A 25,007-nucleotide genomic window follows, 5' to 3' on the forward strand; every position below is an offset into this window, starting at 1 on the left:
TGCATTTCAATTGGCTCACGTCCCTAATATGGAATAAATCTCTATTCTCCATATTTATTCATATTCCCTTGTGCCAACGAAGAAAATATCCAACAAAATTTTGGGTAGACCTAAGTAGTTACTTTTCGCTAGAATAACGCACTGTAGTTCCCTTTCCCACCGCGAAGTAGCTGCGGTAGCTCCGCGCGAGGCTATAAACGCAAAAAAAACAGCAAACCCTCGAGGAAGCCGTTCTCCCCTTAAGTTTGCTGGATTTTTTCTTACATGGCGCTGCTGACCATTGCCCGCAGCTCTCCTCATCGAGAGGCTGACGGCTTTCATAAAGCATATACCGAAGTATCGGCTATGGTACACCAACGCAAGCTTGGTATAGAATCCCAATGGGTTAAGAAGTTGCAAGAGGAGCCGCATCCCTTCGTATTTGAGCCATCCAGGGAGCAAGCGTTCATGTTGAATTTGATGGAAGGCATATCCGCCTTGCTAACGGAACTGCTTAGTCATACCTGTCTGATTACCTATCGAATAGGCAAAGATCTATTGCTCAGCACGGATTTGAAAATCCAGCAAGTTGCTCAAATGGTTGGCTATGCAAATATGAGCACTTTTATCTGCGTGTTCAAAAAAAACTATCTGCCCTGCGCTAAACGGAGTTGTATTCGCGGAACTACGGCTGGTTTCGCTGAAGATAAGAGCCCTTAAGGACTCTTATTCCAGAGGAATAGCCGCTTTTTCCGCAGATAGAAGCCTCTGGAGACTCTTATTCCCTTCTGTGGAGGAGTTTTGGCCGGGGTTTGCTGGTGATACGAGCCCCCAAGGACTCTTATTCCAGAGGAATAGCCGCTTTTTCCGCGGATAGAAGCCTCTGGAGACTCTTATTCCCAGGTGGGGGGCGGAGTTCCGGCTAGTTCCGCTAAAAGGGCTCTCCGCAAGGTCATTTGACCTTGTCGGAGAGCCCCTTTGCCGTACCCAGTCTTCAATTAATCTACTGATGAAGCAGCAACTGCCCTCTAGCTCGGCCGAAATGTCCGCCAGCCGCCTCCATAGCTTCCATCACCGCTGCATAGTCGGTTTGGAACTCTAACATCAAGATGGCTGCGCGGGCATCGCCATTCGCCAGATCGCAGGAGCGGCGTGCAGTTTCTTCATCTACTTGGGCCGCTTCCTGAATGATATCGATGACACGTTTGCGAAGTTTATCATTCGTTGCCTGCACATTCACCATCAGGTTCTTGTATACTTTCCCCAAACGGATCATGGTAGCTGTTGAAATCATATTCAATACTAACTTTTGTGCGGTTGCCGCTTTGAGCCGGGTTGATCCTGTCACAATTTCCGGTCCTACATTCACTTCAATCGGGTAATCGACGGATGCGCCCAACAGGGTATGTTGATTGCAAGCAAGGCCAACCGTCCGTATCCCAAGCCGCTTCGCTTCTGCCACAGCACCTAGCACGTAAGGCGTTTTGCCGCTGGCTGCGATACCGAAAAGCACATCACTGCTGCTTACTTGCTTGCGCACTTCATCTCTGCCCGCTTCAGCGTTATCTTCCGCATCCTCAACCGCTTCGAAAATAGCTTGCGAGCCCCCGGCAATAATGGCCGTTACCTGCTCTTTCTTCGTGCCGAACGTAGGCGGACACTCCGCTGCGTCCAATATGCCTAACCTTCCGCTGGTTCCGGCTCCGATGTAGAATAGCCGGCCTCCCGCAGCAAGCCGCTCCACAATAGCCTCAATGGCAGGCTCAATCTGGGGGAGCGCTTCTTTTACAGCAAGCGGCACCTTCTGATCTTCCTCGTTCATCAACGTAATGATTTCTACTGTGCTTAAACGATCCAAACGTTCACTTCGTTCATTGCGTTGTTCCGTTGTTAATTTCATCATCGTAGTCTTGCAAACTCCCTTCGTCCTTCACTATTTGACTGCGCCTGCTGTCATGCCGCCTGTAATTTGCCTTTGGAAGATAAAATAGAACAGCAATACAGGCACCATCGCAATGGTCAGGGCTGCGAACAAAGGTCCCCATTCCGTCCGATATTGCATCTCCGCCTGCATAACCGCAATTCCCACAGGCAGCGTATATTTTCCCGGTGTGTTGATGAAAACCAGTGCCATAATGTATTCGTTCCAAATATTCAGCACCGTTACAATGGCCAAGGAGACCAGGCCTGGCTTCGCCAGCGGGAGCATGATTCGGAAAAATGTGCCGTAATGATTGGCACCATCAATGGCAGCGGCCTCTTCCAATTCTTTGGGCAGTGTTTTGAAAAAGCCAACGAGCATAAACACACCGAACGGAACGGCGGTTATCGCATATATCAACATCAAACCGCTGAGCTTATTGGTCAGATGAAGATCATTCATTAGAAAGAACAGTGGAATAATCCCCAGAAACGCTGGAATCATTTTATAAGCCAAATAGGAAAGAAATAATAGATTGCTGCCACGAAACGCAAATCTCGCAATCACATAAGCCGTCGTGGCAGATAGTAGAACGCCGAAGAACGTGCTGACCGCTGTCACACTGATGGAGTTGAGGAAATATTGACCGAATCTATACTTCTCCCACACATACGTGTAATTCCCCCAGAGCAAAGGAAAGTTCGGCAATGCCCAGGGGTGATTTAACATAAACTGCTGATTATCCTTCAACGAAGCGATCAACGTCCAGAATAAAGGATACATGACACAAAAGGACCAAAATACGAGAATAGCCGTCATACTCCAGGTCTGAAGCTTAGATTGTTTCATCTGTTCGTTCTCCTTCTGCTCTCCTTATGTCAACTCGATGCTGTCTCTCTTCATCAGACGCTGAAGCGTAATCGTTGTGATTAAAGCGATAATCAGAATCAATACCCCGATCGTTGCTCCATAACTGAAGTTGCCGTAATGAAACGCCTGCGCATACAAGTAAGAACTCATCACTTGCGTGGCATTATCCACACCGCCCTCGAACGTCATGATACTGACAATGATAAAAGATCCGCTTAACGTGGTTGTGACAATCCAGATAACAGACGTCTGAACTTGTTCCCAAGCAAGTGGGAGCGTTATATGCCAAAATTGCTGCCACTGCTGAGCCCCATCGATATTGGCCGATTCATATAAGGACTCAGGAATACTGAGAATTCCCGCGATTAGCAAAATAATCGAGAAGCCGATCCCCGCCCAGATGGAGGTTGGCAGCAAGGCGAAGATGGACCATTTCTCGCCCAGCCAGGCAACTTGGAATGGTTTCCCCGTCACACTGGAGACGAAGGAGTTAATGAATCCAATGTTGGGATTGTAGATAAACCGCCAAAGCACACCGACAACCACGACCGAAATCACATTCGGGATGAAAAACACAGAGCGGTAGAAGCCAGCGCCTTTGATTCTAAAGCGGGTGAGGGCAACCGCGAGCAGCAAGGAAGGAATCATAAATCCGATGACTTTGCCAAAAACAAGGATCACGTCATTACGTATGGATTTCGGGATAACCTCGTCATGGATCATCGCCTTATAATTATCCAACCCGATGAAATTATAGGTTTCTGATCCGCCGGACCAGTCGAACAGGCTCAAGTAAATCCCTTTTAACATGGGGTAAACGAGAAAGACGCCGTATAGGATCAATGTGGGCAAAACGAATGAAGCAACGAACAGTTTCCGTTGTGATTTAGATCCCAGCTTCAAATCAGCTTCCTCCAATCAAGTTAAGAACTACTTGCTTTTCTCGCGCTGTTTTGCCGCTCCGTCCTCAAGGCGTTTGGCCCACTCATCTTTTGTGATTTTGCCGGTTACCAGAGCAAGGGTAGCGTCTTTTTCAATCTTGAATAGTTCTTCCGGCAGCACTGGAATTGACGCAATAATAACGTCGGAGGAGGCAAAATAAGTGCTGGCTTGCTTGACGAGCGAACTTACTTTATCCGCTTTGCTCAAATCTGCTTTGACATTGAGAACAGATCCTGTCAGCTCCGCCCATGCCACGGCTTGTTTCTTGGTGAAAACATACTGAAGATACGCTTTGGCTGCATCTGGATTCTTGGCCTTTTTGGCAATTCCCATCGTTGCCGTGGAAGGAATAACGATCGACTTCCCGCCCTTTTCTTGTACAACCGAAGGAATGAAGCCAAATTCGAAGCCTGCCGGAATATCTTTCTTCATTTCGTTTTCCAGCCACAAACCATTAGGAATAAAGGCCGCCTTATGCTGCAGGAATTGCATTTGCGAATCGGTGTGATTCAGCGCTGCTGCACTGTTTTCGATAAAGCCTTTGGTATTTAGCTCGATTAATTTATCCAGTGCTTTCATGACAGGCTCGCTTTTGAATACACCGCTCTCGAGCGCATTGATTTTCGTGATGATCGCCGGATCACTGCCATTGGCAGCAACGATCGCTGAATTGAGCAATCCTCCAATGATATATTGCGGATAAACACCTGTATGGATATAGGGAGCCATTTTACCTGAATCCTTAATTTTAGAGAGGGTAGCTATGAAGCTGGGCCAATCTTTGGGTTCATCCCACCCATTCTTGCGCAACTCCGCTTTGTCATAGAACGTGCCGTAGGAACCGAAGACAAGTGGCAGCGTGTAGGCTTTGCCAGGTTGATACTCTTCCGGTTTGCTAAAGAGCACGTCGGTAATTTTCTCCCCATCAACGTTCTTCGCATCCTTCAGCCAATCGGTCAGATCCATCAATTGATTATCCAGGAACATCTGCCTTGCGTTGGAGCCTGCGCCATTAATGAACATCAGATCCGGCGGGTTGCCTTGAATCCAGCGCGGTTTCATCTGCTCGTTGATTTGCGGACCTGCGATCTGGGTAATTTTCAGCTTCGGATTCAGCTTCTGAAATTCATCAATGGACTGTTTCCACCAAGCATCCCCGTAACCGCCAACAAAGTATTGAATCTCAAGTTCCCCTGACAATTCTTTGCTCCCTGCCGATTCCGCCGGTTTCGTTGCAGCCGTAGGACTTGCATTAGCCTCTTTTTTCGCATCTTGCGAACCGCAGCCTGTCAATAATCCAACCGTAACCATAACACCCATAAGACTTGCGCTGATTGACTTCATTTTCATACCATCGAGCTCCCTTTTTGTAATAGAATGGATGACATCATTGTGAGAAGAATCGTTGCTGTGTATGTGGTGAAACATTAAAACCAATTATACAAATGCGAAAACTATGATTTAAGTGTAAAGGAAGCCAGCGCTCTGCCCCCTAGTGAGATTCTCTTATTTCTTCGAACGTTGTTTAACAAAATTGATGCCTAACCGAACTTCATCCAACAATTGGATCGACTTGTCATAGTCGGCCGTCAGCACGCACATGAATAAAATATCGATGATATGCAGCTGCGCAAGCCGCGATGACGTCGCCGCACTGCGAAACACTTCTTCCTGTTTGGGCGATACATACAAGTTAATATCCGCGATCTCACTGATTGGCGATAAGCCGTAACTCGTTAAGCTGATCGTCACTGCGCCTTTCTGCTTGGCTAGTTCCAACACTTTGCCAACCTCGAAGGTCTCGCCTGAGAACGAAATCCCGACAACGACGTCTTGCGGTCCCGTTTTGGCTACCATCATGGCGGATAAATGATAGTCTGAACTCGATGTAGTCGAAGGATTAATCCGCACGAATTTCAGATGAGCATCTTGCGCAATAACGCCGGAAGCGCCGATGCCATAGAAATGAATTCTTTCTGCCTGTTGAAGAACTTCAACAGCTTTCCCAAGCGCTTCATAATTCATAATTTCGGCTGTTTCCTGCAGGGATCGAATGCTGTTATTCGTTATCTTCTGCACGATGGATTGCTGCGTCTCCTGAGAGGCAAAATCGGTAAAATCAGTTTCCGACGTATTGCGAATATCGCCAGCGATCCTAAGCTTTAATTCCTGAAATCCGCTAAGGCCTAGCGACTTGCATAATCGGATAACCGCCGAAGCGCTCGTCGCACTTAATTCGCCTAGCTCATTAGCTGTGCTGCGTATGGCTTCATGAGGATTCTCCATGATATAAACAGCTATCTTGCGCTCCGAAGGCGGTAATTGTTCGGCGATTTCCTTGAGCATGATCAAGCCGCCTGTTAATGACTCAGCAAGGTGATTATCTGCCATCAACCTTATCCCCCTTTACGGTATGTTCGGAAATTGTTTCCATGGCTGCTTGGACTGCCCCATCCACAGGCTCTGCGAAGGAAGCTTGGTAGCGGCCTAGCTTATGTACGTCCAAACCTGCAATAAAGCGATTTTTCACAATATCTGAATAGGTAAAAATAGAGCCAGCAACCATGACAGGAGTCGCTTCATCCAATGACGCTGACTTGCTTCGTAAACCGCGAACCAGATCTACGAGTTTATCTCCTGCGTCGTTCAATATTTTCAACGCCACCGGATCTGATTCGACAGAGGCTTCAATAACCAGTTTAGCTAAGCTGGCAATCTCGTTCTTGTTCTTAACATCACGATATATATAATGAATGAGCTCTTGCTCACTTGCAAGCTTTAGTGTTGCCAGGATCATCCCCGTTAATAGCGTCGGCAATTCTCTATGATCATAGGCTTTGCACACGGCATTGAGCGCTTGAAGGCCAATCGCATAGCCGCTTCCCTCATCCCCGAGAAGATGTCCCCACCCACCATTATAAAATAACTGTCCGTCTTCCGACATGCCTATCGCATTGGATCCGGTCCCCGAAATCACAAGCACACCAGCTTCATCCTTAGGGTGCAGGGCTCCTTGGAGGGCTACATACAAATCACTTTTTACCGTGTAAATCGTATTTTCATTCACATGTAAATGGTGGCCTATTTGCTCAAGTTCACGCAAGACGCTCAATCTGTTCGCCTCCACCCGCGTGCCCGCGATGCCGGCGCAGATCCCAATCACTTCTCCCGGATGGATGCCACGCGCTCTTAGGCCATGATGGATGAGATGATGAAGTCTCGCTCTCATCATTTCTATACCGACCGTCAGCGGGTTCGTTCCTTCACCGACATCGCCTTCTCTATGCGGCTTCGCAAGCGGATCATAGGATTCAACTTCCTGAAAAGCGCATATCGTTTTAGTTCCGCCCCCATCAATTCCAATGACATATGGCAAAATCGATTCACTCCAAATAGTTAGATTCGGTATATGCCAAATTATATAGGCACTGAAATTACATGTCAATAATATTTTAATAAAAGTGAAATTATATTTTAATTCACCTGAGCGTTGCGCTTCTTAAATGCGACGAATTTTTTTAAGGGAACTAGAGGGCGCTATTTAGGCAAAAAGCGGGGTTGCTGGATTGCTAGCGGAACTACAGGGCCTTATTTCCATGAAAAGCGCTGAATTTCTCATTAAACAACAAAATAAAGTACTGGAGTTCCCTCAACCTCACGATATTGACACTTTTGGATAGAATAGCGTACTGGAGTTCCCTTATCTCCGTACGAGGCAGCTACAGTACCTCCTCCGTTAAGGCAGTAAGACATTGTTTATAGCTAAACACTCCTTTGTGGACAAAGACTGCCGCGGCAGTCTTCACACCACCAACAACAATCAAGTGACAAATATTATATTTTGTCACTTGATTGTTGTTGTAAGTGAATGTATACTCAACTCATGAGCAAACAGAATAACAAATCAAACAACCGAGGGAGTTTACACGATGGGAATTCATCCAAAATATCGTCAACTTACTTTTGTATCCATGATGTCTCTGATTATGACGTTTATCATGTCGGGCATTATGACTTATGTGCTGGAAGGTGGGTTCTTGCCCCATTTTGTTAGTGCTTGGATGAGAGATTGGGGCATCGCCTTCGTCATTGCATTCGGGCTGAACCTTTTCTTACCTAGTCGAATTCGCAAATTTGCAAGCAAATTCAAAAAAGGCCAATTAGTTGTCTATGTTTTCATAGCCTCGCTCATTATGACCCTGATCTTGTCCTTTGTACTAACAGCGGTTTCTATGCATGGCTTTATTCCAAATTTCACAACCTACTGGGCAGGCGCTTGGCGTGTAGCTTTCAGCATTGTGTTCCTATTAAACTTCTTTTTGCCACAATTAGTTGGTAAACTCGTCGCTCGAATGGTTGCTAAAACACCTAAACTGACTTAACAATGATAGACTGTCTCGAAGTCAATGAAGGTCAAGGCAGCCCCCTTACGAACTCAATAACCTTTATTCTATCAAAATGCTTCATTTTGAAAATCTAACGAATTCCCAATGCGGTATTGCATGAAAATGATCACCATTTCGCCTATAAACTGCTCCATAACACCGATTCAGTTCATTAGATCGCCAAAGCATTATGCGGTGCTGCTCGTTCTTGCCGCTTGGGATAAAGCGGCAGCCAGTCTCTGAATCCCCTTTGCCACCTCCGCCTCTGTTAAATTCCCATAACCCAGAATTATTCGATGATTCTGCTTCCCTTTGTTCATCGCATGAACTTCTACGGGATATATTTTCACGCCGTTTTGCTCAATGGCATCCAACAAGCTAGGCGTAAAAACAACATCCGTAAACTCTACTACGAGATGAAGACCCGTGGAATGTCCCATGATGGTTATTCGGTCAGCGAAGCTTGCCATCAGAGTGGCAATCAAGAAATCTCTTCGTTTGCGGTATATCTTTCTCATCTTTGCAATATGTCGGTCCAAATAACCTTCATCGATGAACCGGGCTAGCGTCAATTGCTCCATAGAAGGCGTGTGCAGATCTGTTAGCCTTTTCAAATTCCGCCCCCTTGCGATGAGGGATTGCGGAAGAATTAAATAACCCATGCGCAATGCCGGAGATAGAATTTTGCTAAAAGTGCCAATATAGATCACCCGGTCCGGGTCCAGCCCCTGCAAGGAACTCACCGGAGCACTCTCATAGCGGAATTCGCTATCGTAGTCATCCTCGACAATATAGCAACCCGTCGATCTTGCATACTGAATTAATTGAACGCGGCGCTGTATAGGCAGAACTCCTCCCAGAGGGTACTGGTGGGAAGGCGTTACATAAACAAAACTAGGCTGTATATCCAGGGGGAGCAGCTGTGTTTGCATCCCCTGATGATCTACAGGAACTGGATATAGCGTCGTTCCCGGCATAGAGAACATCGTTTGAATTTCATGCGTAATGGGATCCTCAATGACCGCATCAGAACCATCGGCGAGCATTAGCTTAGCAATAAGCGATAGCGCCTGTGTAGCCCCGGTCGTAATAATCAACTGTTCTTGCTCACAGATAACCCCTCTTGTTCTGCGCAAGTAACGCGTTAACACAGATCTCAGTTCTTCGCATCCTTCCGGTTTACCATAACCAAAGGCCGCATCAGGTCCGTTGATGTACGTATATTCAGCCAGTTGCCCCCATAATTTCCGTGGAAAAAGGTTCAGTGCCGGAATTCCGGGACGAAAATCAATCAGCTCCGTTTCATAACGGCTTGAATCACTCCGCATATCGATGGAGGGGAATTTTTCATCCGCCAGCCCCTCCAAATACGTTCCTTCCGATACGAAGGTGCCCGAACCATGTCGCCCTTCAATATACCCCTCAGCCAGTAGTTGTTCATACGCTTCGACAACGATGTTTCGGGAGACACGCAGACTTGCTGCAAGATCGCGCGTGCTGGGCAGTCGCTCTCCACTGTGCATCTCTCCTTGCAGAATCTTCCTTCGGAAGTTGTCATAAATCTGCCGATACAGCGGAATGCCCGAGTTTCTATCGATGTGAATCCATATCATATCATCAGTCCCTTACCTAAGTGGTCCTATTCGAGTGTGTCATAAGTGGCTCTTATACAAACCATTTTATCACGGTAAGTTTATAGATAGATAATTCAAAGAAACTATTAAAGGAGACGATGTTGAATGAACGATGCCGAACTGCGGATCATTGCTTCACAAGCACTTAAATCTATCGCTCGAAATGAACATATCCAAACATATATCCAGGAATCGAAAGACTTATATCCGCTATTTTTTCGTGCCGCGCAGAGATTTATCACAGGTGAAACAAGGGACAAGGCTGTATCAGAAGCACTCGATTTCAAATGGAAAGGATACGCGGTCTCTTTGGAATACATCGGAGAAAATACAACAACCCAGGAGGCGTGCGAACTGGCCCAAGAGGAATATTTGAAACTGATACGCACCTCTGGCGAGAGTGGACTGCAAGCCACGATTTCTCTCGATTTATCGCATATCGGTCTGACTGTGAACCCGGAACTTTCGCGTGACCATCTGGCCCAGCTCGCACAGGAAGCTGCTCGCTATGGCAGCACCGTTATGATTAGCGCAGAAGAGTCAGCGAAAACAGATCAAATCCTGGAAATCTATAAGCATGTAGGCGACAAATTTCCAAACGTCGGGATTACTTTACATGCCCAACTGCATCGTACAGAAAGCGACTTGCTAGATATTAAATCCTATCCGGGGCGAATTAGAATCGTCAAAGGGGCCTACCAAGAACCGCAGGAGATTGCGCTTCCCCGCTCGGAGGAACTGAATGAAAGATATCTCCATTTGACGAAATTGCTGGTTGCAAGCGGTCGGCCTGTATCAATTGCTTCGCATGATGAAGTTATTATAGAGGCTGCTCGGAAGCGTGGATATCTGGCGCAGCCCAACGTCGAAATCGAGATGCTCTATGGGATTCGACCTGATCTATTGAAGAAACTGAAAGAAGCAGGCTGCCGAACCAAGGTGTATGTTTTGTATGGCAAAGAGTGGCACTTGTACGTCTGTCATCGTCTCTCCGAATTCCCGCCCAATTTGTACAGGGCACTCGCTGACATTGCAGCTCCCTTTCCAAGCAAGGAGTCTCTTTACTAAATAACAAAAGAAGATGCTCTCTCCATTCTATGGGGTTATGACGATAACTGGACGATAGGCAGCGACACCATATTCTTTGGAGCCATACTGTACCCAGCCCAGAGAGCCTTGATTGGATGGCGAGGATAATTTCAGCGAAAGCTTCTTGTTCCCGCTTAATGCCGCTATCACTTGACTCTTCACATCAAGTTCGACAGCGGTTCCTACTGCCGGAACTGTCCAAGTGGCAAGCAGCGTTCCTGAGGCTGGTTGATTGTTCCAAGTCACCGTGGACTCCGTCCACGTCGGATTTGCAATCAGATGCGCTTGATTGGTGATGCCAGCCATGCCTACCGCCGTTGGAACCAGCTTAACTTTGGCGCTGCCTACCGTGCCCGTCACGGCCGAGAGGTCAAAACTAACCAGTGCATTGCGATTGTAACTGGTCGATTCCAATTTGGTATCCAGTACGGTCGCTGTTCCGTAGTTCGTGCTCGCGTAGCTGCCATCTCGCAATGTAGCGTCTGCAGACGCAGTAATGGTTTGCGAAGCAGGGGCAGCGCCTAAGTTGATTTTGGCCTGAAACGTCTTTCCTTTAGCCCCGCTTACATAAATCGTCATCTTGATCGTCGGACTATACTGGGTAATGACGATGCCGGGGTCCGATGTATCTGCGCTAGTCCCCGCTCGGTTGATTTCCAAGTTAATGGTCCCCGTGTTGGCCTGCGTCGGGTCCGATATGCCAATCGATAACTGCCCGCCTGTTTCCTGCGTCGTAACGGATGCCTTTGTATCGCTGGTGATAAAAGGGGTGCCGCCGACCTGCACCGTCTTGGCGCCATCGTTCCAGAAATTCACGCCGATCCGATTGAACTCCGTATCTTGCACCGCATGGGCAGCCGCTGAATTCTCAAGAATGCTGATCGTCGCATTCGCCGCGTAATTGGCTGTTGCCCCTGCCGTCTTCCCAGGCAATAGCACATAGGCATAGGATCCGTTCGTCGGATTCGTGCCATGAGCAAAGGCCAAGCTCAGGTATCGCTCCGACACGGGCGTCGTGCTTTGCCCTGTATTAATCTGACTCCACGATCCCGTCCGGATTTCACGCAACCCCTGAACCGTTGCCGTCTGCGGGAAATAGTAACCAATATCGGAGCCTGCCGTCGATCCGGCCAGATGAGCATATTGCACGCCGGCCATGCTCTCCGACCAGCCGAGCGTCGCTGGCTTCGCCACGCCGTTCACGGTGAGCAGGTTATTCCCCTGCGCGTTCAACTTGCGGTTCTCGATCATCGTTTCTACGCTGCGGTTATCTGTGCTTGTGATGCCTGACCCTAACGCAACCACTTTGTCATCGAAAAGAAACCATGATTTCTTCCCTTGGAGCGTACTGCCTGTCACTTGGGTCATGGCAAAATCCATCCCGGCCGAACCATTCAACCCGTCGATAGACGAACCGCCGACCCATGTTTTGGTATTCGGATATGACTTCCAGTTAACCGGCGTTCCGCTGCCTGAACCATCCGTCGTTGTGCCTGGCAGCCGATAACTATTGATAGTCGGCCAGTAATTTCCGCCGTACTGCGTCGTATCCCCGTTATATAAATACGTCACGCCTGCGCCCTGAAACCAGCCTTTCACATTTTCACCGTTGCCGAATTCAAAGGCCGAAATACGGTTGGAAAACAGGCTAAGTCCTAAGGCAAAGCCATCTCTTTGATGAACAACACGATCCATTGCCGCAAATACCTGATTTTTAAGCAAAGCGCCTCGCGTCTGAACGCCGGAATCCGCCATGAGCGTTTTACCCAGTTGAATATTAAAGATCGTTTCCCCCGCATAAGGGTTCCAGGCTGGATCTGATGTTAACCAATTTTTCACCATACTTTTAAATTTGGCAGCATCGGTCGAAGGAGCATATTGCGACAAGATCAAGATGGAGAAAGACGGCCCGCGCAGCCCATTTTCCGAGTACCGCGTTACCCCTCGTCCATAGACCATATCCATCATCCAGCCTTTGTACACCAACGGTTCGTAGGAGTCGGCAACCCATTTGTAGACATTGCCCAAATTGCTATCCGTCACCTGCCACGTTGAACCGCCCAGCAGATACAGCAGCTTCGCCATATCCCCCAGCAATACAGCACCATAGCTGCCTGTGTAAGCAATATTGCTATGCTGAATAAATGAACCGTCCGTATAGAAGCCATCACCAGAGGTCACATAGAGCAGCACTTGACTGATCGCATCGCGAGAGATCACCATTTTGGCAGCAGATTTGCCAAGCACGCCCCGCACAGCTACGACAAGCGCTTTATCCAGTCGGTTCGCACCTGTTGCAGGAGCACCGCTGAACGTATCGGCATTCGGTACGAACTTATCGATTGGTTTGATATAGTTAGCCATTTGTACCGCGCTCAACTGACCATACATCATCACCATCGTATCGGTTAGCGTAAGCGGCATACCGATTTCATAATCCCAGCCGCAGGAGGAGTTGTACGTCGAGTTTTCATTAAATTTGTTCGCGTAGACCCAATCGAGCGCACTCACGATATCAGCGCCCAAGCTGGCGTCTTGGTATACAGCCGTACCCGGTGTGGCATACGCGCGAGCCATCGCTTTCAGTCGGCCGTAGCTGCCTGAGGCCGAGCAACTGCTTGCGAGATCGCTCCAAAGATACGTTCTCCCTGCGGCTTTATTCAAAGTGTTCCAATGCCCGATGTTCTGGCCGTTCGTCACGGCATCGGAAATAGCTGCAACCGCTGCTGATATATCCGTGTCAGACGAATTGTAGGGCTGCTTCCCGACCAAATATTCGTTCCATTTTGCCCGCAAACTATCAAATTCATCTGCCGCCTGCGCCGTAGGAGCTTTTCCCACCAGAATGGTACTGAACAGCAAGACAAACATCATACTGACAAGGCAACCTTTTCTCCACATTTTCATCTTCAAAATCACTCCCATTTCATAATGAAATCGCTTTCATAAATGACAAAAAGATCCTTCCCCACCAACGAAAACAACGGCCCCCTCTCGCCCCTGAACATCCGTTCAAGGGAATAAAGGTATCGTACATGGAAGTCCATGGTACCGACAATGAGCAATTCTTGACGAGCGGGAAAGGATGACAATCATTGGGAATATACGATCTAACAGCAGGTTAGCTGGCCGATTCACTTCTTTTGCCTAGCGATGGAAGCAGGCAAGAAATGGTCCTTTTTACCCTTCCACCACATCCGCGCCCAACTCGCCTGCAACCTCCATCATTTTGGGAATGACCGCTTCATTGGTGCCAGAGACATAGATATCTCCTTGATAATGGCGGAATGGGATCTTGATCTCACCGTAGCTCCACATGAAAAAGTCTCCCGCAATCGACATGCTCGTAGCGCCAGTCACTGTAAATACGGATGTATACTCAAAGTCCGGCTTGGACGAAAAATACTGTTTGCATTCCTCCAGTGAAATGGCTTTCTCAGCATGTTCACTTTCCTGTAATCCTCTTGTAATTCGAAAGCGTTGGCTCATTGAAACTTCCTCCATTGTTGTTTAAGGTCTCTTTAGTTTAACACAAGCAGTCAACTTCTTTGCTTTTTGGTGCTGCCAAACGATACTATGGTGCATTCACATGGCAATAGAAGAGACCCTCAGCAATGAGCTGAGGGTCCGCCTGATAGCAATAAATGAACATTAAAATTGCGGTAAATATGACTTATTCTCTGCTAGAATTTCATCCAGCAATGGCTTTGCGATATCTACGGAACCTACCAACGGATGAATCGTTAATGCCTGTAAGGCAGCATTGTAGTCGCCTTTCACAGCCGCTTCAACTGCAAGCTCTTCATAAGCTTTGACAACTTGCAGCAACCCGCGGATTTTCGGATTCATCGGTGTCGTCAATTGCACGGGCTTTGCACCGTCGGAGCCGATCACACAGTTCACTTCGATCGAAGCATCGTTCGGCAAGCTTGGAATCGTGCCATTGTTTTTGACATTCACAATCTGCACGTCTTTCTTGTTATTGTAAATGGAGGAAATCAAATTGAGGGCTGCCTCGGAATAATAAGCGCCGCCGCGCAGCTCCAATTGCTTAGGTTTAATGGCAAGATCCGGATCTTTGTACAGCTCGAACAGCTCGTTCTCCACTTGCTTGACGATTTCGGCGCGGCTGCCTATGGTGTCGATTTCTTCCAACTGCTTCTTGAGCATTTTTTCTTTCATATAGTAGTATCGATGATAGCCGCAAGGCAAAGAGCCCATGGATTGAATGAAAGCTTGATTCCACGCAAAACCAGGGATATTGGTCATCGTAAACTTGCTTTCCCCGGAAGCCTGGAACAAAATTTCGTCGGTTCGATCTTCGCCGTCAACGAAGATTTTGGTCGTCCAATTCAAGTGATTGATGCCAACCATTTCGATATCAATCCTGGATACATCTACGCCCATTAAGGCAGCAATCTGCATCTTAGTTTCGATCGGTAGATTACATAGGCCAATCGTTCGTATCTTGGAATATTTAAGCACCGCTTCTGTCACCATGCCGGCAGGATTCGTAAAATTAACCAAGAAGGCATTCGGGGCTAATTCCTCCATATCCTTGCAGATGTCCAAAATGACTGGAATGGTCCGCATTCCCTTGGCAAAGCCGCCAGCGCCCGTCGTTTCTTGGCCGATACAGTTGTATTTGAGCGGTATTCGCTCATCACGTCCGCGAGCTTCCAGCAGCCCTACGCGGAGCTGCGTGGTAACGAAATCCGCATCTTTAATGGCTTCCCGGCGATCAAATGTCAAATGCACTTGGATCGGCACATTGGCTTTCTTCAACATTCGTTTCGCTAAGTTGCCAACGATCTCCAGCTTTTCCCTGCCTTCCTCAATGTCCACCAAATATAAGTCCTTAACGGGAAGCTCCGCATATCGTTGAATGAAACCTTCTATTAATTCAGGCGTGTAAGAGGAGCCTCCGCCAATAACTGCAATTTTCAAATGTTCTTTCTTCATTGTTCATATCCTCCATGGGCAGTAAATTTCTGAAGCAGTTGTTCATTTGACGGCATTTGCAAATGGTCCATGGCTAGCAGAATCGCTCCATAAACAGGCGCCATTTGGGGAATAATCAAATCAATATACGGATTTTCCGTCTCTAATGTCCGGCGTAATGCATTCAGAAGCAGCGGGCTTCGCCCTTTCTGAATCACACTCCCGACGAGTACGATCGGAATAGGCTGCTGCGGCTTGAACCCGCCAAGTTTGCGAATAACGGCATTGCCTGTGACGCCAAGTTCTCTTCCTGCTTCCTCCAAAAGCCTTGCGGCCAGCACATCTCCTTCACGGGCTGCTTCATGCAGCGAAATCGTTAAGTTACCCTCGCGAATTTGGCTTACATTGCGATCCATGAAATCATCTATCAGATCCTCCATCCGAGAGAATCCAAAGTATTGCAGTAATTTATTAGGCAGAATCGATGGAATCTCTCGGCCTTCCCACGACCTGACGGCAGCCCGAAACATCGTAGTAGCCATGTAATTGGCTCCGAGTGAATCACCAAACAAATAACCAATGCCTCCAACCTGCACACTTTCACCTGCAGGATTCCTGCCTGCGGCATTCGTTCCGCTTCCGCAAAGCAGCACGACCCCGATGTTGTCGGGGCTCCCCGTCCGCAAGCCTTCCATCGTATCGCACACCATATCCCAGCGGGCCAAAGGAAGCGCTGCTAACGCAGGCTGCACAATTTCGTAATCTCTCAGCCTATCCAGCCCCGCTAAACCGAATTGAGCAAAGGCTATATCTGCATAAGATAGGCCCGCAGCTTGCAGCGCTTGGTCAATGGACTCCGTGATATGCGCAAGCGCCTTATCTATCCCGACAACCTGATGGTTGCTTGATCCGGAAACCCCGCTGCTGACTTTATCTCCCTGCATGTTGATAATGACAGCGTAGGTTTTGGAGCCCCCGCCGTCCACACCAAGAATATAGGCGGGATCGCTCATTCTTTCACCCCTCCCGCTGTCACGCCGCCGATAATATATTTATAGAGATAGAGTGAAATAATAACGGGAGGCAGCGATGCCAAGAAACCCCCTGCTGTCATGGAACCCCAGTCTATACTGTGTTTACCTACGAATTCGGCGATCATAATCGGCAATGTTTTGGAGGCGTAGGTCTGTGTGAAAGCATTCGCGAACAAGAATTCATCCCAGGCATTCAGAAATACGAATATCGCTGTCGCGGCAATCCCCGGCATAGATAACGGTAGAATGATGCGAAACATCGTGCCGAAACGACTGCTTCCATCCACATAGGAGGCCTCTTCCAGCTCCTTCGGTATGGTTTGGAAATATCCCGCGAGCAGCCATACGACATAAGGCAAGCTGAACGAGGTGTATGAGAAAATAAGCGCCCATATAGAATCCAAGAGTGGCGGTGTCTGAAAGAACACGATGCCTGTGAATGGAATTCCAACCTTAATCCCATCTCGGATAAGGATATATAGCGGAGTAACAATACTAATTGAAGGCATAATTTGCATCGCCAAGACGACGAATAATCCCGTTTTTCTGAATGGAAACTTAATTCTGGAGAACGCGTAGGCGGCAAATAGGCCGACAAATATCGAAATGAGCGTAACCAATATCGATACGACTACACTATTTTTCAGCGCACTGGCAAACACGATGGCGTTGTTTCCGGTCAATAAGCCGATATAATTTTTCAACGTAGGTGATTGCGGTATGATATGTCCTTGAATCAGTTCGACTTCTTGTGAAATCGAGGATAAAAAGAGGTAGACGAAAGGTCCTAAGGAACAAACCGTCAACAGGATTAAACCCAGCCACAAATAAAATGGCGCAAATAAATCCGTGCTGGACGCCTTGAACATTCGGTCCCACTTTATTTTTCTTGGGTGCATGCTTCCACCTCCGGGATGCTAATCTTCTTTTTTATTCAGTAACCGTATATAAATGATAGCCAGAATGAGAATAACGACGGCAGTCATCCAAGCCATTGCGGACGCCTTCCCGAGGAAGAAATACCGAAACGCATTATTAAACGTTAAGTACGATATGGAAGTGGTGGCATCTCCGGTAAATACCGTTAACACATCATAGACTTTGAAAGCGCCCATCGTCCTTAATACAAGGGCCATCATGATAGATGGTATAAGCTGCGGCACCGTAATATAACGGATTTTGCTCCAGAATCCAGCGCCGTCAAGCATCGAGGCTTCGTACAGATCGGATGAAATGGACTGCAAGCCTGCAAGCAGAATGATGGTGATAAAAGGCGTCATCTTCCAGACATCCGCGATGACAACAAAGTAAATCAAATGATTCGAATCTGCCAGCCATACGGGATTCACATCAGGCGCAAGAAGATGTAGTTGATGCAAAATAACCGTCAGGCCGCCATAGCCCGGCTGTAAAATCCACTCCCAGGTCAGCCCGTTAACCAACGTTAACAGTGCCCACGGAATAATAATAACGGCTCTAAAAAAGGATCTGCCCTTAAAATTCTGATTTAGAAGCAAAGCGCTAACGAAACCAAAGATTAGTTCCAGGATGACCGACAATAAGGTAAAGATAAGCGTCCGATTCATAGCCAACTGGAAATCTGAACTTTGCAAGACATCCAGATAATTCTTGAATCCAACATAATAAGAAGCTGAACCGTCCATCAGATCATAATGATAGAAGCTCCAAACGATCGTTTGATAGACAGGGTAAATAAACGTTTTCATTAATAAATAGGCCGTAGGTAAGATGAATAAAAGCGCCAATAGCACATTTTTCTGATCGTTGTTTAAGGATGTCTTCCTCTTGGCTCTATAAGTTTTATCCATATATCCTCCTTATGGAAAATGCTGCGGCCAGCCACAAGGTTGACCGCAAGCCCCCGTTATCATTTTCCAGATTCAGCAATTGCTTTTTCTACTTTTTGTGCGGCGTCATTCAAAGCTGCTTCTGGCGTCTTCTGACCAAGCAGTGCTTGATGCAGTTCAGCTGCCAAAATATCAGACCAGTTCACATAACCTGGCGCATTCGGACGGTCATGACCGTAGTTGAATTGTTCAGAAATTTTCCCAATCGTCTTCGTCGTATCCGCCGCTAACAACTCAGGATCTTTGTACAAGCTTTGCAAGGTTGGATACTGGCCTTCAATTTTGAACTCATCCAACTGGTATTCCCTTTCGCCTACCCATTTCAGGAAAGCTAGAGCTGCTTGCTTATGTTTACTGTTCTTCATTAAAGCCAAGCCTTCTGAACCCGTAACGGCTGAGGAGACAACGCTTCCCTGACCAGGCATTAAACCGACATCCGTCTTGTCCACGACACTGGACTTCGTCGGATCATTCAGATCCGGGTAGTGACCTTCCCAAGCACTAATCATCGCTAGTTTGCCTGCTGAGAATGCGCGTGTTACATCGGACTCGGACCATTGCACACTCGCTGGGTCTACCGTTTTATCCTTGTTCAGAATATCAACCATGTATTTCAATGCATCCAATCCGCCGCCTTTATTGAAAGATGGCTTGCCGCTGCTATCGAAGAATTGTCCGCCGAAGGCATAAGCCAAGCTCACATAATCCGTAATTAGCGCTTCGGACTGCTTCCATGACCAACCCGAACCATAGACACCGTTTGCCGTCAATTTCTTGGACGCTTCGCGGAATTCATCGTACGTTTTCGGCGCATGATCAATGCCCGCTTTGGCCAAAAGCTCTTTGTTCCAATACAAATGCTTCGTTCCTGAATACCAAGGCATAGCGACTAAATGACCATTATAAGTAACGGATCCAAGCGATGAGGAGGTAAATTGACTTTGAACATCCTTAGGAATGACATTCGTCAAATCCTCTGCCAGATTGCCTTTGAAAAACTGTCCCGCCCAAATGGTGTCCATCTCGACAACATCCAGATCTGTTGAATTGGACAGCGCGGATATCGTTATTTTGGAATATAAGGAGTTATAATCTACGCCCATAATATTTACTTTGATTCCCGTCTTGTCCGTAAATTTCTTCACCATATCAACACGAGGACTTTCCGCACCTTTGGAAACAGCCCACAGAACGTTAATTTCTTGCCCTTTTAGCGAAGGATCGCTTGTTTTATTCCAATCCAACGTATTGGCCGTGCTGCCTGGACTATCTGTTTGTTTGGCAGGACCCGCATTCGGCGTTCCCGCACATCCAGCAAGCAATACCAAACTCATCACAGATACCGTTAACACTTTCCATTCCTTCTTCATATACCAACACCTCCGAATTATTATTGCCTGAATGACCTGATGTGTTACCTAAATTTGTACAAAAGAAGTGGAATTTCTGATTAGGATGAGCATCCCCTTGATACATTTTCCATTATTCATATTATTGTAATAACAAATATTGACAAAATTGTCCGTAAACACGATGTGTATCTGTGTAATCCCCCTCCAGTTCCTGCTTATTCCAAATCTAAAGCTTGTTTATTCGTAATGTTGTTATAACAAATTTCAATACAACCCGAGTATATTACGAACCCTTTAATACGTCAACTAAATTCACACGATTTTTTTCTAACAAAATGAAAACGCTGCTATCTAAATAATTTCATATGTATGTTAGGATATATAACATATATGACTCTTTTTAGAAGCGAATTTCTAATTTTGATGACTAATTTTCGTTAAAAATCGTCTTCTCACTAATACGCTTTAACAAAAATAAATCATATTGTTGTTATAACAACATAGTGGTATGATAAATCATGATGAAAAGCAAGTTCATATGCGGAGGTTTGACCATGGATATCAAAAAAGAAGGCGTAGCGCTTTATCATACAGTAAAAGAAAAGCTTCATGAAATGATCGAGGAAGGCAAATATTTGCCAGGACAGCAATTTCCCACGGAATCTGATTTGTGCGAAAAGTTTAGCGTTAGCCGAACGACAATCCGCTTAGCCTTAAATCAGCTCAAATTAGAGGGCCATATTTATCAGGTTCAAGGAAAAGGCACTTTCGTATCTATGCCTAAGCTGGAACAATCGGTAGCCCCTTACCGGAGCTTCAAAGATCATCTACAGGGGCGCGGACAACAACTCGAGAGCAAAGTCCTTGAATTTACGGTCATTTCAGCAGATAAACGATTAGCCAAAACGCTGCAAATTGCTGAGCAGGATGCCGTTTTTCGCATAGAAAGAATCCGCTATGCGGATGAAATCCCTTTACTATTTTCGATTACCTATATTCCTTGGAAAATAACCCCAGGCCTTACGAAGGAAGAGTGTTCTGGTTCTCTCTACGCTCTAATAAAAGACAAATTTTCAATCGAGCTCTCACATTGCATGGAATCCATGGAGCCAATCTTAATTGATGAAGCCATCAGCAAGCACCTGAATGTTCCTATCGGGGCCCCAAGCTTTCTCCTTAATACAATAACTTATTCCAATAGCCATATACCTTTGGAATATTCACATGAAATCATTAGAGGCGATCGCGCCAAATTCACCTTCGAACGCAAACTATAAGGTTCGGTTCACAACAAAAAAAGACTGCTTCATTAGGCTAAAACCTAGAGAAGCAGTCTTTTTGACATCAAGTTCCACAATAAGTTCGATAAGGCTGGGTTGATCGCGTAGGCAGTGCGTACTCCGCTTGTTCGGGCGTGTGCGCGTAGGGGTTAGAAAGTGCTTCAAGAAGCTGCTCCATCACGCTAATGTCCCCATGTTCTGCCGCGGCTTCCAGAGCTTCCTCCACTCGGTGATTCCGCGGAATAATAGCAGGGTTGCTGCTGCGCATCAATTGCTGTGCGGCAGCTCGGGATTCCTGCTGCCGCTCTAGTCTGGCCTGCCAAGACTCATGCCACAGCGCAAATTCCGGGCTGCTGAACATTGCCGTATCTTCGCGTTTATCAAACGTTAGCGCTACAAAAGTATTGGTATAGTCTGCGCGGTACTTGTGCATGATATCGAGCAGATCTTTGATCAACGCTTCATCCTGCTGTTCCTCATTATAAATCCCCAGTTTGGCCCTCATGCCTCTGAACCAATGAAGATGATAAATCTCTGAGAAACCTGCAATCGCAGCCTCAGCTAATTTGAGCGCCTGCTCCTCGTCCTTATGCAGCAGCGGCAATAAAGTTTCCGCCAATCTGGCGAGATTCCACGCCCCAATATAGGGCTGATTTCCATAGGCATAGCGGCCCTTCATATCGATGGAGCTGAACACCGTTGCCGGATCATACACATCCATGAAAGCGCAAGGACCGTAGTCGATGGTTTCTCCACTAATCGCCATATTATCCGTGTTCATCACCCCGTGAATGAAACCAACGAGCTGCCACTTGGCAATGAGCTGGGCTTGTCGCTTGATTACTCCTTCAAGAAGATGAAGATAGCGGTTCTCATCGTCCGCAATTTCGGGGAAATGCCTTTGCCATGTGTAGTCAGCCAGCGCCTTGAGATCCTCATCAGTGCCATATGTGGATGCATATTGAAAGGTGCCGACGCGCAGATGACTGGCCGCCACACGGGTAAGAATCGCGCCGGGCAGCTCTATTTCGCGTTGTATGGATTCCCCTGTCGATACCACCGCAAGACTGCGAGTTGTCGGAATGCCCAGCGCATGCATGGCTTCACTGATGATGTATTCGCGCAGCATCGGTCCTAGCGCCGCTCGACCATCTCCCCCGCGCGAGTAGGGCGATCTGCCTGACCCTTTGAGCTGAATATCAACCCGCTTGCCTTCAGGCGTGATTTGTTCGCCAAGCAGATTAGCCCTGCCATCTCCCAACCGATTGAAATGCCCGAATTGATGCGCTGCATAGGCTTGGGCAAGCGGCAAAGCACCTTCCGGAATCTGGTTGCCGGCTAATGTGGCAGCGCCATCATCGCTTTGCAGCAATGCGGCGTTTAAGCCCAAAGATGCTGCTAATGGTTCATTAAACTTAATTAGCTTAGGTGAACGAACAGGAACTGGATTCATCTTCGTATAAAGTGATTCCGGCAGTCGAGCATAACTATTGTCGAAGTTCCATCCTATTTCTGTCTGCGTATTTTTCGCTGTCATCGTGTCTCCTGCTTCATTTGTCATTTGGTTTTAGTATACCCTTCAAACATGTAGAAAAAGTCTTTTATTCGCCTGGTTCAGCAAGCAAATGCTTATTCTCAATCGCTGCCGAGAGCACGATAAGTGTCGAAGAAAAACCATGCGGGCTGCATGAATCGAGAAAAACAGTGAACGAATCCATCGATGCCGTAATTATTTTCATCATAAAATTATACTCCCCGCTGATGCGGTACAGTTCAATAACATCCGGGGATTGCGAACAAAATTCCTGAAAGTCCGTACATCTGCTCGTCTTGAACAGGACGAATGCCGTGACCTCCTTGCCAAGCTTCTTAGGCGAGAGAACGGCCTTGTAGCCAGCGATGATCCCCTGCTCTTCGAGCTTCCGTATCCGCTCCGTAACCGCTGGTTGCGTCATTGCGATTGTCCGGCCGATTTCGGCTACTGGCATTCGGGCATTCTCATGCAGCAGGGCAAGAATCCTCGTGTCGATTCCGTCCATTGTGACCACCTCCTTTATTTTATAGGTTGGAATCCTATTATCAACTTTAATATGAAAGATTTATATACTAAATAACGTAATTTATATCTGTAAATTATACCCTTAACTTTATAAAATGTCAGTATAAGATGAAATTAAAGGAGTCGATACCTTATGATCACAACGAAATCACGGAACTTAGACACCCCCATCACCATTGGCAGCACCGAGTTTCGCAATCGGTTAATTGTGGCGCCCATGCAGCAATACAAAGGCTCGCCGCAAGGCTACGCGACAGAGCATCATATTCAGCATTACGCAAGAATTGCCAAAGGCGTCGGATTCCTGATCGTGGAGTCAACAGCCGTATCCGCGAACGGCAGACTTGTGCCTAACGACATTGGCATTTATTCAGATCGGCACATCGATCCCCTAAAAAGAGTAACCGCTGCCGTCCATGACCAGCAAACTCCGATATTCGTTCAATTATCTCATGGCGGACGAAAATCAGCGCCAGAAGTGACGCAGCGACTGATTGCGCCAAGTGCCATCCCCTATGACGACTTCTACGGAACACCAGCAGAATTGTCGGTCTCCGATATTGAGGCGCTCATCGAGGATTACCGCTTGGCAGCCAGGCGCAGCATAGAGGCTGGTTTCGATGGCATTGAGCTGCATGCGGCGCATGGATTTTTGATTCATCAGTTTCTGTCGCCGCTCTCCAATCACCGCAGCGATGCCTACGGCGGAACGCCTCAAGGCAGGGCCAAACTTCTGCGAGACACGCTTGCCGCAATCCGCTCCGAAACCGGCCCGCACTACCCGGTTATCGTGCGGGTCTCCGCAACGGACTACGCCGAAGGCGGCCTGAATCCGCAGGAGCTCGCGCTCATGCTTAAACCGCTTGCCGCGGATGGACTTCTGGATGCCGTTGATGTATCATCCGGCGGCCTGCTGCCCGTCCAGCCGGCAGATACTCATCCAGGCTACCAGCTCCCTGCTGCCGCCATCATGAAGCAGCATCTTCACGTGCCTGTCATCGCCGTCGGCAAAATCTACACCCGCAGCTTCGCGGACCAGATTATCGCGGACGGATTGGCTGATGCCGTCGCTATTGGCCGCCCGCTGCTGGAAGACCCCGATTACGCGCAGGCGATGATTGGCTTGCAGGCGTGATGATGGTTGGCGGGGGATGTGCGGGATGTGCGGGATCGGCGGGATCGGCGAGATGGGCGAGATGGGTGAGGGATGAGCCTCTTCAAAGTGAGAACTCTTATAAGAGGGAACTAGAGGACGCTATTTAGGCAAATAGCGGGGATGCAGCGGGATTAGCGGAACTACAGGGACTTATTTCCACAAAAAGTGCTGAAATTCCCTCCAAACAGCAAAATAACGTACTGTAGTTCCCTCAACCTCACAATATTGGCACTTTTGGCTAGAATAGCGCACTGTAGTTCCCTCCCTCTACGCGAGTCAGTCAGGGTAATTCCTCGATCACTTCAAGAGGCCGTCCCAAAAGTAAGAACTAATGACTTTTAGGACATGGTTGCCATTCAGAAAAATGTTTTTAAAAAAAACTACGACAGCACAATTAACTAGCAGGTATTTCCAATCTTTTGTCGAAGGTGTAGAGGTCAGAATTTATTCTAGGAGATGACCTTCATGCTTGAGAAAAATAGATTGGGTGCTGCACC

At 47.4% G+C, this 25,007-nt stretch carries 21 protein-coding genes; 5 read left to right on the top strand and 16 right to left on the bottom strand.

Annotation, left to right across the window (positions count from 1 at the left end; translation table 11 throughout):
* Positions 1-264 precede the first annotated feature (264 nt).
* Positions 265-699 (top strand): helix-turn-helix transcriptional regulator, encoded by a 435-nt coding sequence (locus IEY34_RS33775; RefSeq protein WP_189020336.1) that lies wholly within the window; start codon positions 265-267, stop codon positions 697-699.
* 283 nt (positions 700-982) lie between these two features.
* Here IEY34_RS33775 and murQ read toward each other — a convergent pair whose 3' ends face one another.
* The 6 genes from murQ to IEY34_RS33805 all read right to left on the bottom strand — a co-directional run bounded on the left by murQ (position 983) and on the right by IEY34_RS33805 (position 7,088).
* A complete protein-coding gene (gene murQ / locus IEY34_RS33780) occupies positions 983-1,882 on the bottom strand; it encodes an N-acetylmuramic acid 6-phosphate etherase (RefSeq protein WP_189020338.1) in 900 nt (299 codons plus the stop codon).
* 30 nt (positions 1,883-1,912) lie between these two features.
* Positions 1,913-2,749, bottom strand: a complete 837-nt coding sequence (locus IEY34_RS33785) for a carbohydrate ABC transporter permease (RefSeq protein WP_189020340.1) — start codon at positions 2,747-2,749, stop codon at positions 1,913-1,915.
* 24 nt (positions 2,750-2,773) lie between these two features.
* On the bottom strand, positions 2,774-3,673 hold the full coding sequence (locus IEY34_RS33790; RefSeq protein WP_229757981.1) for a carbohydrate ABC transporter permease: 900 nt from the start codon (positions 3,671-3,673) through the stop codon (positions 2,774-2,776).
* A gap of 27 nt (positions 3,674-3,700) precedes the next feature.
* Positions 3,701-5,062, bottom strand: coding sequence for an extracellular solute-binding protein (locus IEY34_RS33795; protein ID WP_189020342.1), 1,362 nt, complete (start codon positions 5,060-5,062; stop codon positions 3,701-3,703).
* Between the two features lie 156 nt (positions 5,063-5,218).
* Positions 5,219-6,103: a MurR/RpiR family transcriptional regulator gene (locus IEY34_RS33800; protein ID WP_229757982.1), complete on the bottom strand. Its 885-nt coding sequence runs from the start codon at positions 6,101-6,103 to the stop codon at positions 5,219-5,221.
* Positions 6,093-7,088 carry an N-acetylglucosamine kinase gene (locus IEY34_RS33805; RefSeq protein ID WP_189020344.1) on the bottom strand — a complete coding sequence of 332 codons (996 nt, stop codon included), beginning with the start codon at positions 7,086-7,088 and terminating at the stop codon, positions 6,093-6,095. Before IEY34_RS33805 ends, IEY34_RS33800 begins: the two co-directional genes overlap by 11 nt.
* Positions 7,089-7,641: 553 nt before the next feature.
* Here IEY34_RS33805 and IEY34_RS33810 point away from each other — a divergent pair.
* Complete coding sequence (locus IEY34_RS33810; RefSeq protein ID WP_189020346.1) at positions 7,642-8,094, top strand: DUF2798 domain-containing protein; 453 nt, start codon at positions 7,642-7,644, stop codon at positions 8,092-8,094.
* A 191-nt stretch (positions 8,095-8,285) separates the two neighbouring features.
* Here the strand turns inward: IEY34_RS33810 and pdxR are convergent, their stop codons facing one another.
* The gene (gene pdxR / locus IEY34_RS33815) at positions 8,286-9,710 is read right to left on the bottom strand and encodes a MocR-like pyridoxine biosynthesis transcription factor PdxR (RefSeq protein ID WP_189020348.1); all 1,425 of its coding nucleotides are present in this window, start codon (positions 9,708-9,710) and stop codon (positions 8,286-8,288) included.
* A 126-nt stretch (positions 9,711-9,836) separates the two neighbouring features.
* Here pdxR and IEY34_RS33820 point away from each other — a divergent pair, with 126 nt between their 5' ends.
* The gene (locus tag IEY34_RS33820; RefSeq protein WP_189020350.1) at positions 9,837-10,799 is read left to right on the top strand and encodes a proline dehydrogenase family protein; all 963 of its coding nucleotides are present in this window, start codon (positions 9,837-9,839) and stop codon (positions 10,797-10,799) included.
* A 27-nt stretch (positions 10,800-10,826) separates the two neighbouring features.
* On the opposite strand, the gene IEY34_RS33825 is transcribed toward IEY34_RS33820, so the two are convergent.
* The 7 genes from IEY34_RS33825 to IEY34_RS33855 all read right to left on the bottom strand — a co-directional run bounded on the left by IEY34_RS33825 (position 10,827) and on the right by IEY34_RS33855 (position 20,033).
* The gene (locus IEY34_RS33825) at positions 10,827-13,727 is read right to left on the bottom strand and encodes a polysaccharide lyase family 8 super-sandwich domain-containing protein (protein WP_229757983.1); all 2,901 of its coding nucleotides are present in this window, start codon (positions 13,725-13,727) and stop codon (positions 10,827-10,829) included.
* 273 nt (positions 13,728-14,000) lie between these two features.
* Complete coding sequence (locus IEY34_RS33830) at positions 14,001-14,309, bottom strand: hypothetical protein (protein WP_189020352.1); 309 nt, start codon at positions 14,307-14,309, stop codon at positions 14,001-14,003.
* A 162-nt stretch (positions 14,310-14,471) separates the two neighbouring features.
* The gene (locus IEY34_RS33835) at positions 14,472-15,782 is read right to left on the bottom strand and encodes a 6-phospho-beta-glucosidase (protein ID WP_189020354.1); all 1,311 of its coding nucleotides are present in this window, start codon (positions 15,780-15,782) and stop codon (positions 14,472-14,474) included.
* Positions 15,779-16,774 carry an N-acetylglucosamine kinase gene (locus tag IEY34_RS33840; RefSeq protein ID WP_189020356.1) on the bottom strand — a complete coding sequence of 332 codons (996 nt, stop codon included), beginning with the start codon at positions 16,772-16,774 and terminating at the stop codon, positions 15,779-15,781. Before IEY34_RS33840 ends, IEY34_RS33835 begins: the two co-directional genes overlap by 4 nt.
* Positions 16,771-17,694 (bottom strand): carbohydrate ABC transporter permease, encoded by a 924-nt coding sequence (locus tag IEY34_RS33845; RefSeq protein WP_189020358.1) that lies wholly within the window; start codon positions 17,692-17,694, stop codon positions 16,771-16,773. Before IEY34_RS33845 ends, IEY34_RS33840 begins: the two co-directional genes overlap by 4 nt.
* Positions 17,695-17,712: 18 nt before the next feature.
* The gene (locus tag IEY34_RS33850) at positions 17,713-18,624 is read right to left on the bottom strand and encodes a carbohydrate ABC transporter permease (RefSeq protein ID WP_189020360.1); all 912 of its coding nucleotides are present in this window, start codon (positions 18,622-18,624) and stop codon (positions 17,713-17,715) included.
* Positions 18,625-18,683: 59 nt separating this feature from the next.
* Positions 18,684-20,033 (bottom strand): extracellular solute-binding protein, encoded by a 1,350-nt coding sequence (locus tag IEY34_RS33855; RefSeq protein WP_189020361.1) that lies wholly within the window; start codon positions 20,031-20,033, stop codon positions 18,684-18,686.
* 536 nt (positions 20,034-20,569) lie between these two features.
* Here IEY34_RS33855 and IEY34_RS33860 point away from each other — a divergent pair.
* On the top strand, positions 20,570-21,292 hold the full coding sequence (locus IEY34_RS33860) for a GntR family transcriptional regulator (protein ID WP_189020362.1): 723 nt from the start codon (positions 20,570-20,572) through the stop codon (positions 21,290-21,292).
* 67 nt (positions 21,293-21,359) lie between these two features.
* On the opposite strand, the gene IEY34_RS33865 is transcribed toward IEY34_RS33860, so the two are convergent.
* Both IEY34_RS33865 and IEY34_RS33870 read right to left on the bottom strand, forming a co-directional pair.
* Complete coding sequence (locus IEY34_RS33865) at positions 21,360-22,832, bottom strand: protein adenylyltransferase SelO (protein WP_189020364.1); 1,473 nt, start codon at positions 22,830-22,832, stop codon at positions 21,360-21,362.
* 64 nt (positions 22,833-22,896) lie between these two features.
* Entirely contained in the window at positions 22,897-23,334 is a 438-nt protein-coding gene (locus tag IEY34_RS33870; RefSeq protein WP_189020366.1) for an Lrp/AsnC family transcriptional regulator, read from the bottom strand.
* 153 nt (positions 23,335-23,487) lie between these two features.
* Here IEY34_RS33870 and IEY34_RS33875 point away from each other — a divergent pair, with 153 nt between their 5' ends.
* Complete coding sequence (locus tag IEY34_RS33875; protein WP_189020367.1) at positions 23,488-24,489, top strand: oxidoreductase; 1,002 nt, start codon at positions 23,488-23,490, stop codon at positions 24,487-24,489.
* The last annotated feature ends 518 nt before the right edge of the window (positions 24,490-25,007 follow it).

This window comes from Paenibacillus marchantiophytorum (assembly GCF_014640555.1).
In the GTDB taxonomy this organism is placed as follows: domain Bacteria; phylum Bacillota; class Bacilli; order Paenibacillales; family NBRC-103111; genus Paenibacillus_E; species Paenibacillus_E marchantiophytorum.

Coding starts and splice junctions, on each gene's coding strand:
- IEY34_RS33860 (WP_189020362.1), top strand. CDS start 20,570: ATGGATATCAAAAAAGAAGGCGTAGCGCTTTATCATACAGTAAAAGAA.
- murQ (WP_189020338.1), bottom strand. CDS start 1,882: ATGATGAAATTAACAACGGAACAACGCAATGAACGAAGTGAACGTTTG.
- IEY34_RS33870 (WP_189020366.1), bottom strand. CDS start 23,334: ATGGACGGAATCGACACGAGGATTCTTGCCCTGCTGCATGAGAATGCC.
- IEY34_RS33850 (WP_189020360.1), bottom strand. CDS start 18,624: ATGGATAAAACTTATAGAGCCAAGAGGAAGACATCCTTAAACAACGAT.
- IEY34_RS33830 (WP_189020352.1), bottom strand. CDS start 14,309: ATGAGCCAACGCTTTCGAATTACAAGAGGATTACAGGAAAGTGAACAT.
- IEY34_RS33875 (WP_189020367.1), top strand. CDS start 23,488: ATGATCACAACGAAATCACGGAACTTAGACACCCCCATCACCATTGGC.
- IEY34_RS33775 (WP_189020336.1), top strand. CDS start 265: ATGGCGCTGCTGACCATTGCCCGCAGCTCTCCTCATCGAGAGGCTGAC.
- IEY34_RS33840 (WP_189020356.1), bottom strand. CDS start 16,774: ATGAGCGATCCCGCCTATATTCTTGGTGTGGACGGCGGGGGCTCCAAA.
- IEY34_RS33845 (WP_189020358.1), bottom strand. CDS start 17,694: ATGCACCCAAGAAAAATAAAGTGGGACCGAATGTTCAAGGCGTCCAGC.
- IEY34_RS33865 (WP_189020364.1), bottom strand. CDS start 22,832: ATGACAGCGAAAAATACGCAGACAGAAATAGGATGGAACTTCGACAAT.
- IEY34_RS33785 (WP_189020340.1), bottom strand. CDS start 2,749: ATGAAACAATCTAAGCTTCAGACCTGGAGTATGACGGCTATTCTCGTA.
- IEY34_RS33825 (WP_229757983.1), bottom strand. CDS start 13,727: ATGAAAATGTGGAGAAAAGGTTGCCTTGTCAGTATGATGTTTGTCTTG.
- IEY34_RS33835 (WP_189020354.1), bottom strand. CDS start 15,782: ATGAAGAAAGAACATTTGAAAATTGCAGTTATTGGCGGAGGCTCCTCT.
- IEY34_RS33855 (WP_189020361.1), bottom strand. CDS start 20,033: ATGAAGAAGGAATGGAAAGTGTTAACGGTATCTGTGATGAGTTTGGTA.
- pdxR (WP_189020348.1), bottom strand. CDS start 9,710: ATGATATGGATTCACATCGATAGAAACTCGGGCATTCCGCTGTATCGG.
- IEY34_RS33810 (WP_189020346.1), top strand. CDS start 7,642: ATGGGAATTCATCCAAAATATCGTCAACTTACTTTTGTATCCATGATG.
- IEY34_RS33820 (WP_189020350.1), top strand. CDS start 9,837: ATGAACGATGCCGAACTGCGGATCATTGCTTCACAAGCACTTAAATCT.
- IEY34_RS33800 (WP_229757982.1), bottom strand. CDS start 6,103: ATGGCAGATAATCACCTTGCTGAGTCATTAACAGGCGGCTTGATCATG.
- IEY34_RS33795 (WP_189020342.1), bottom strand. CDS start 5,062: ATGAAAATGAAGTCAATCAGCGCAAGTCTTATGGGTGTTATGGTTACG.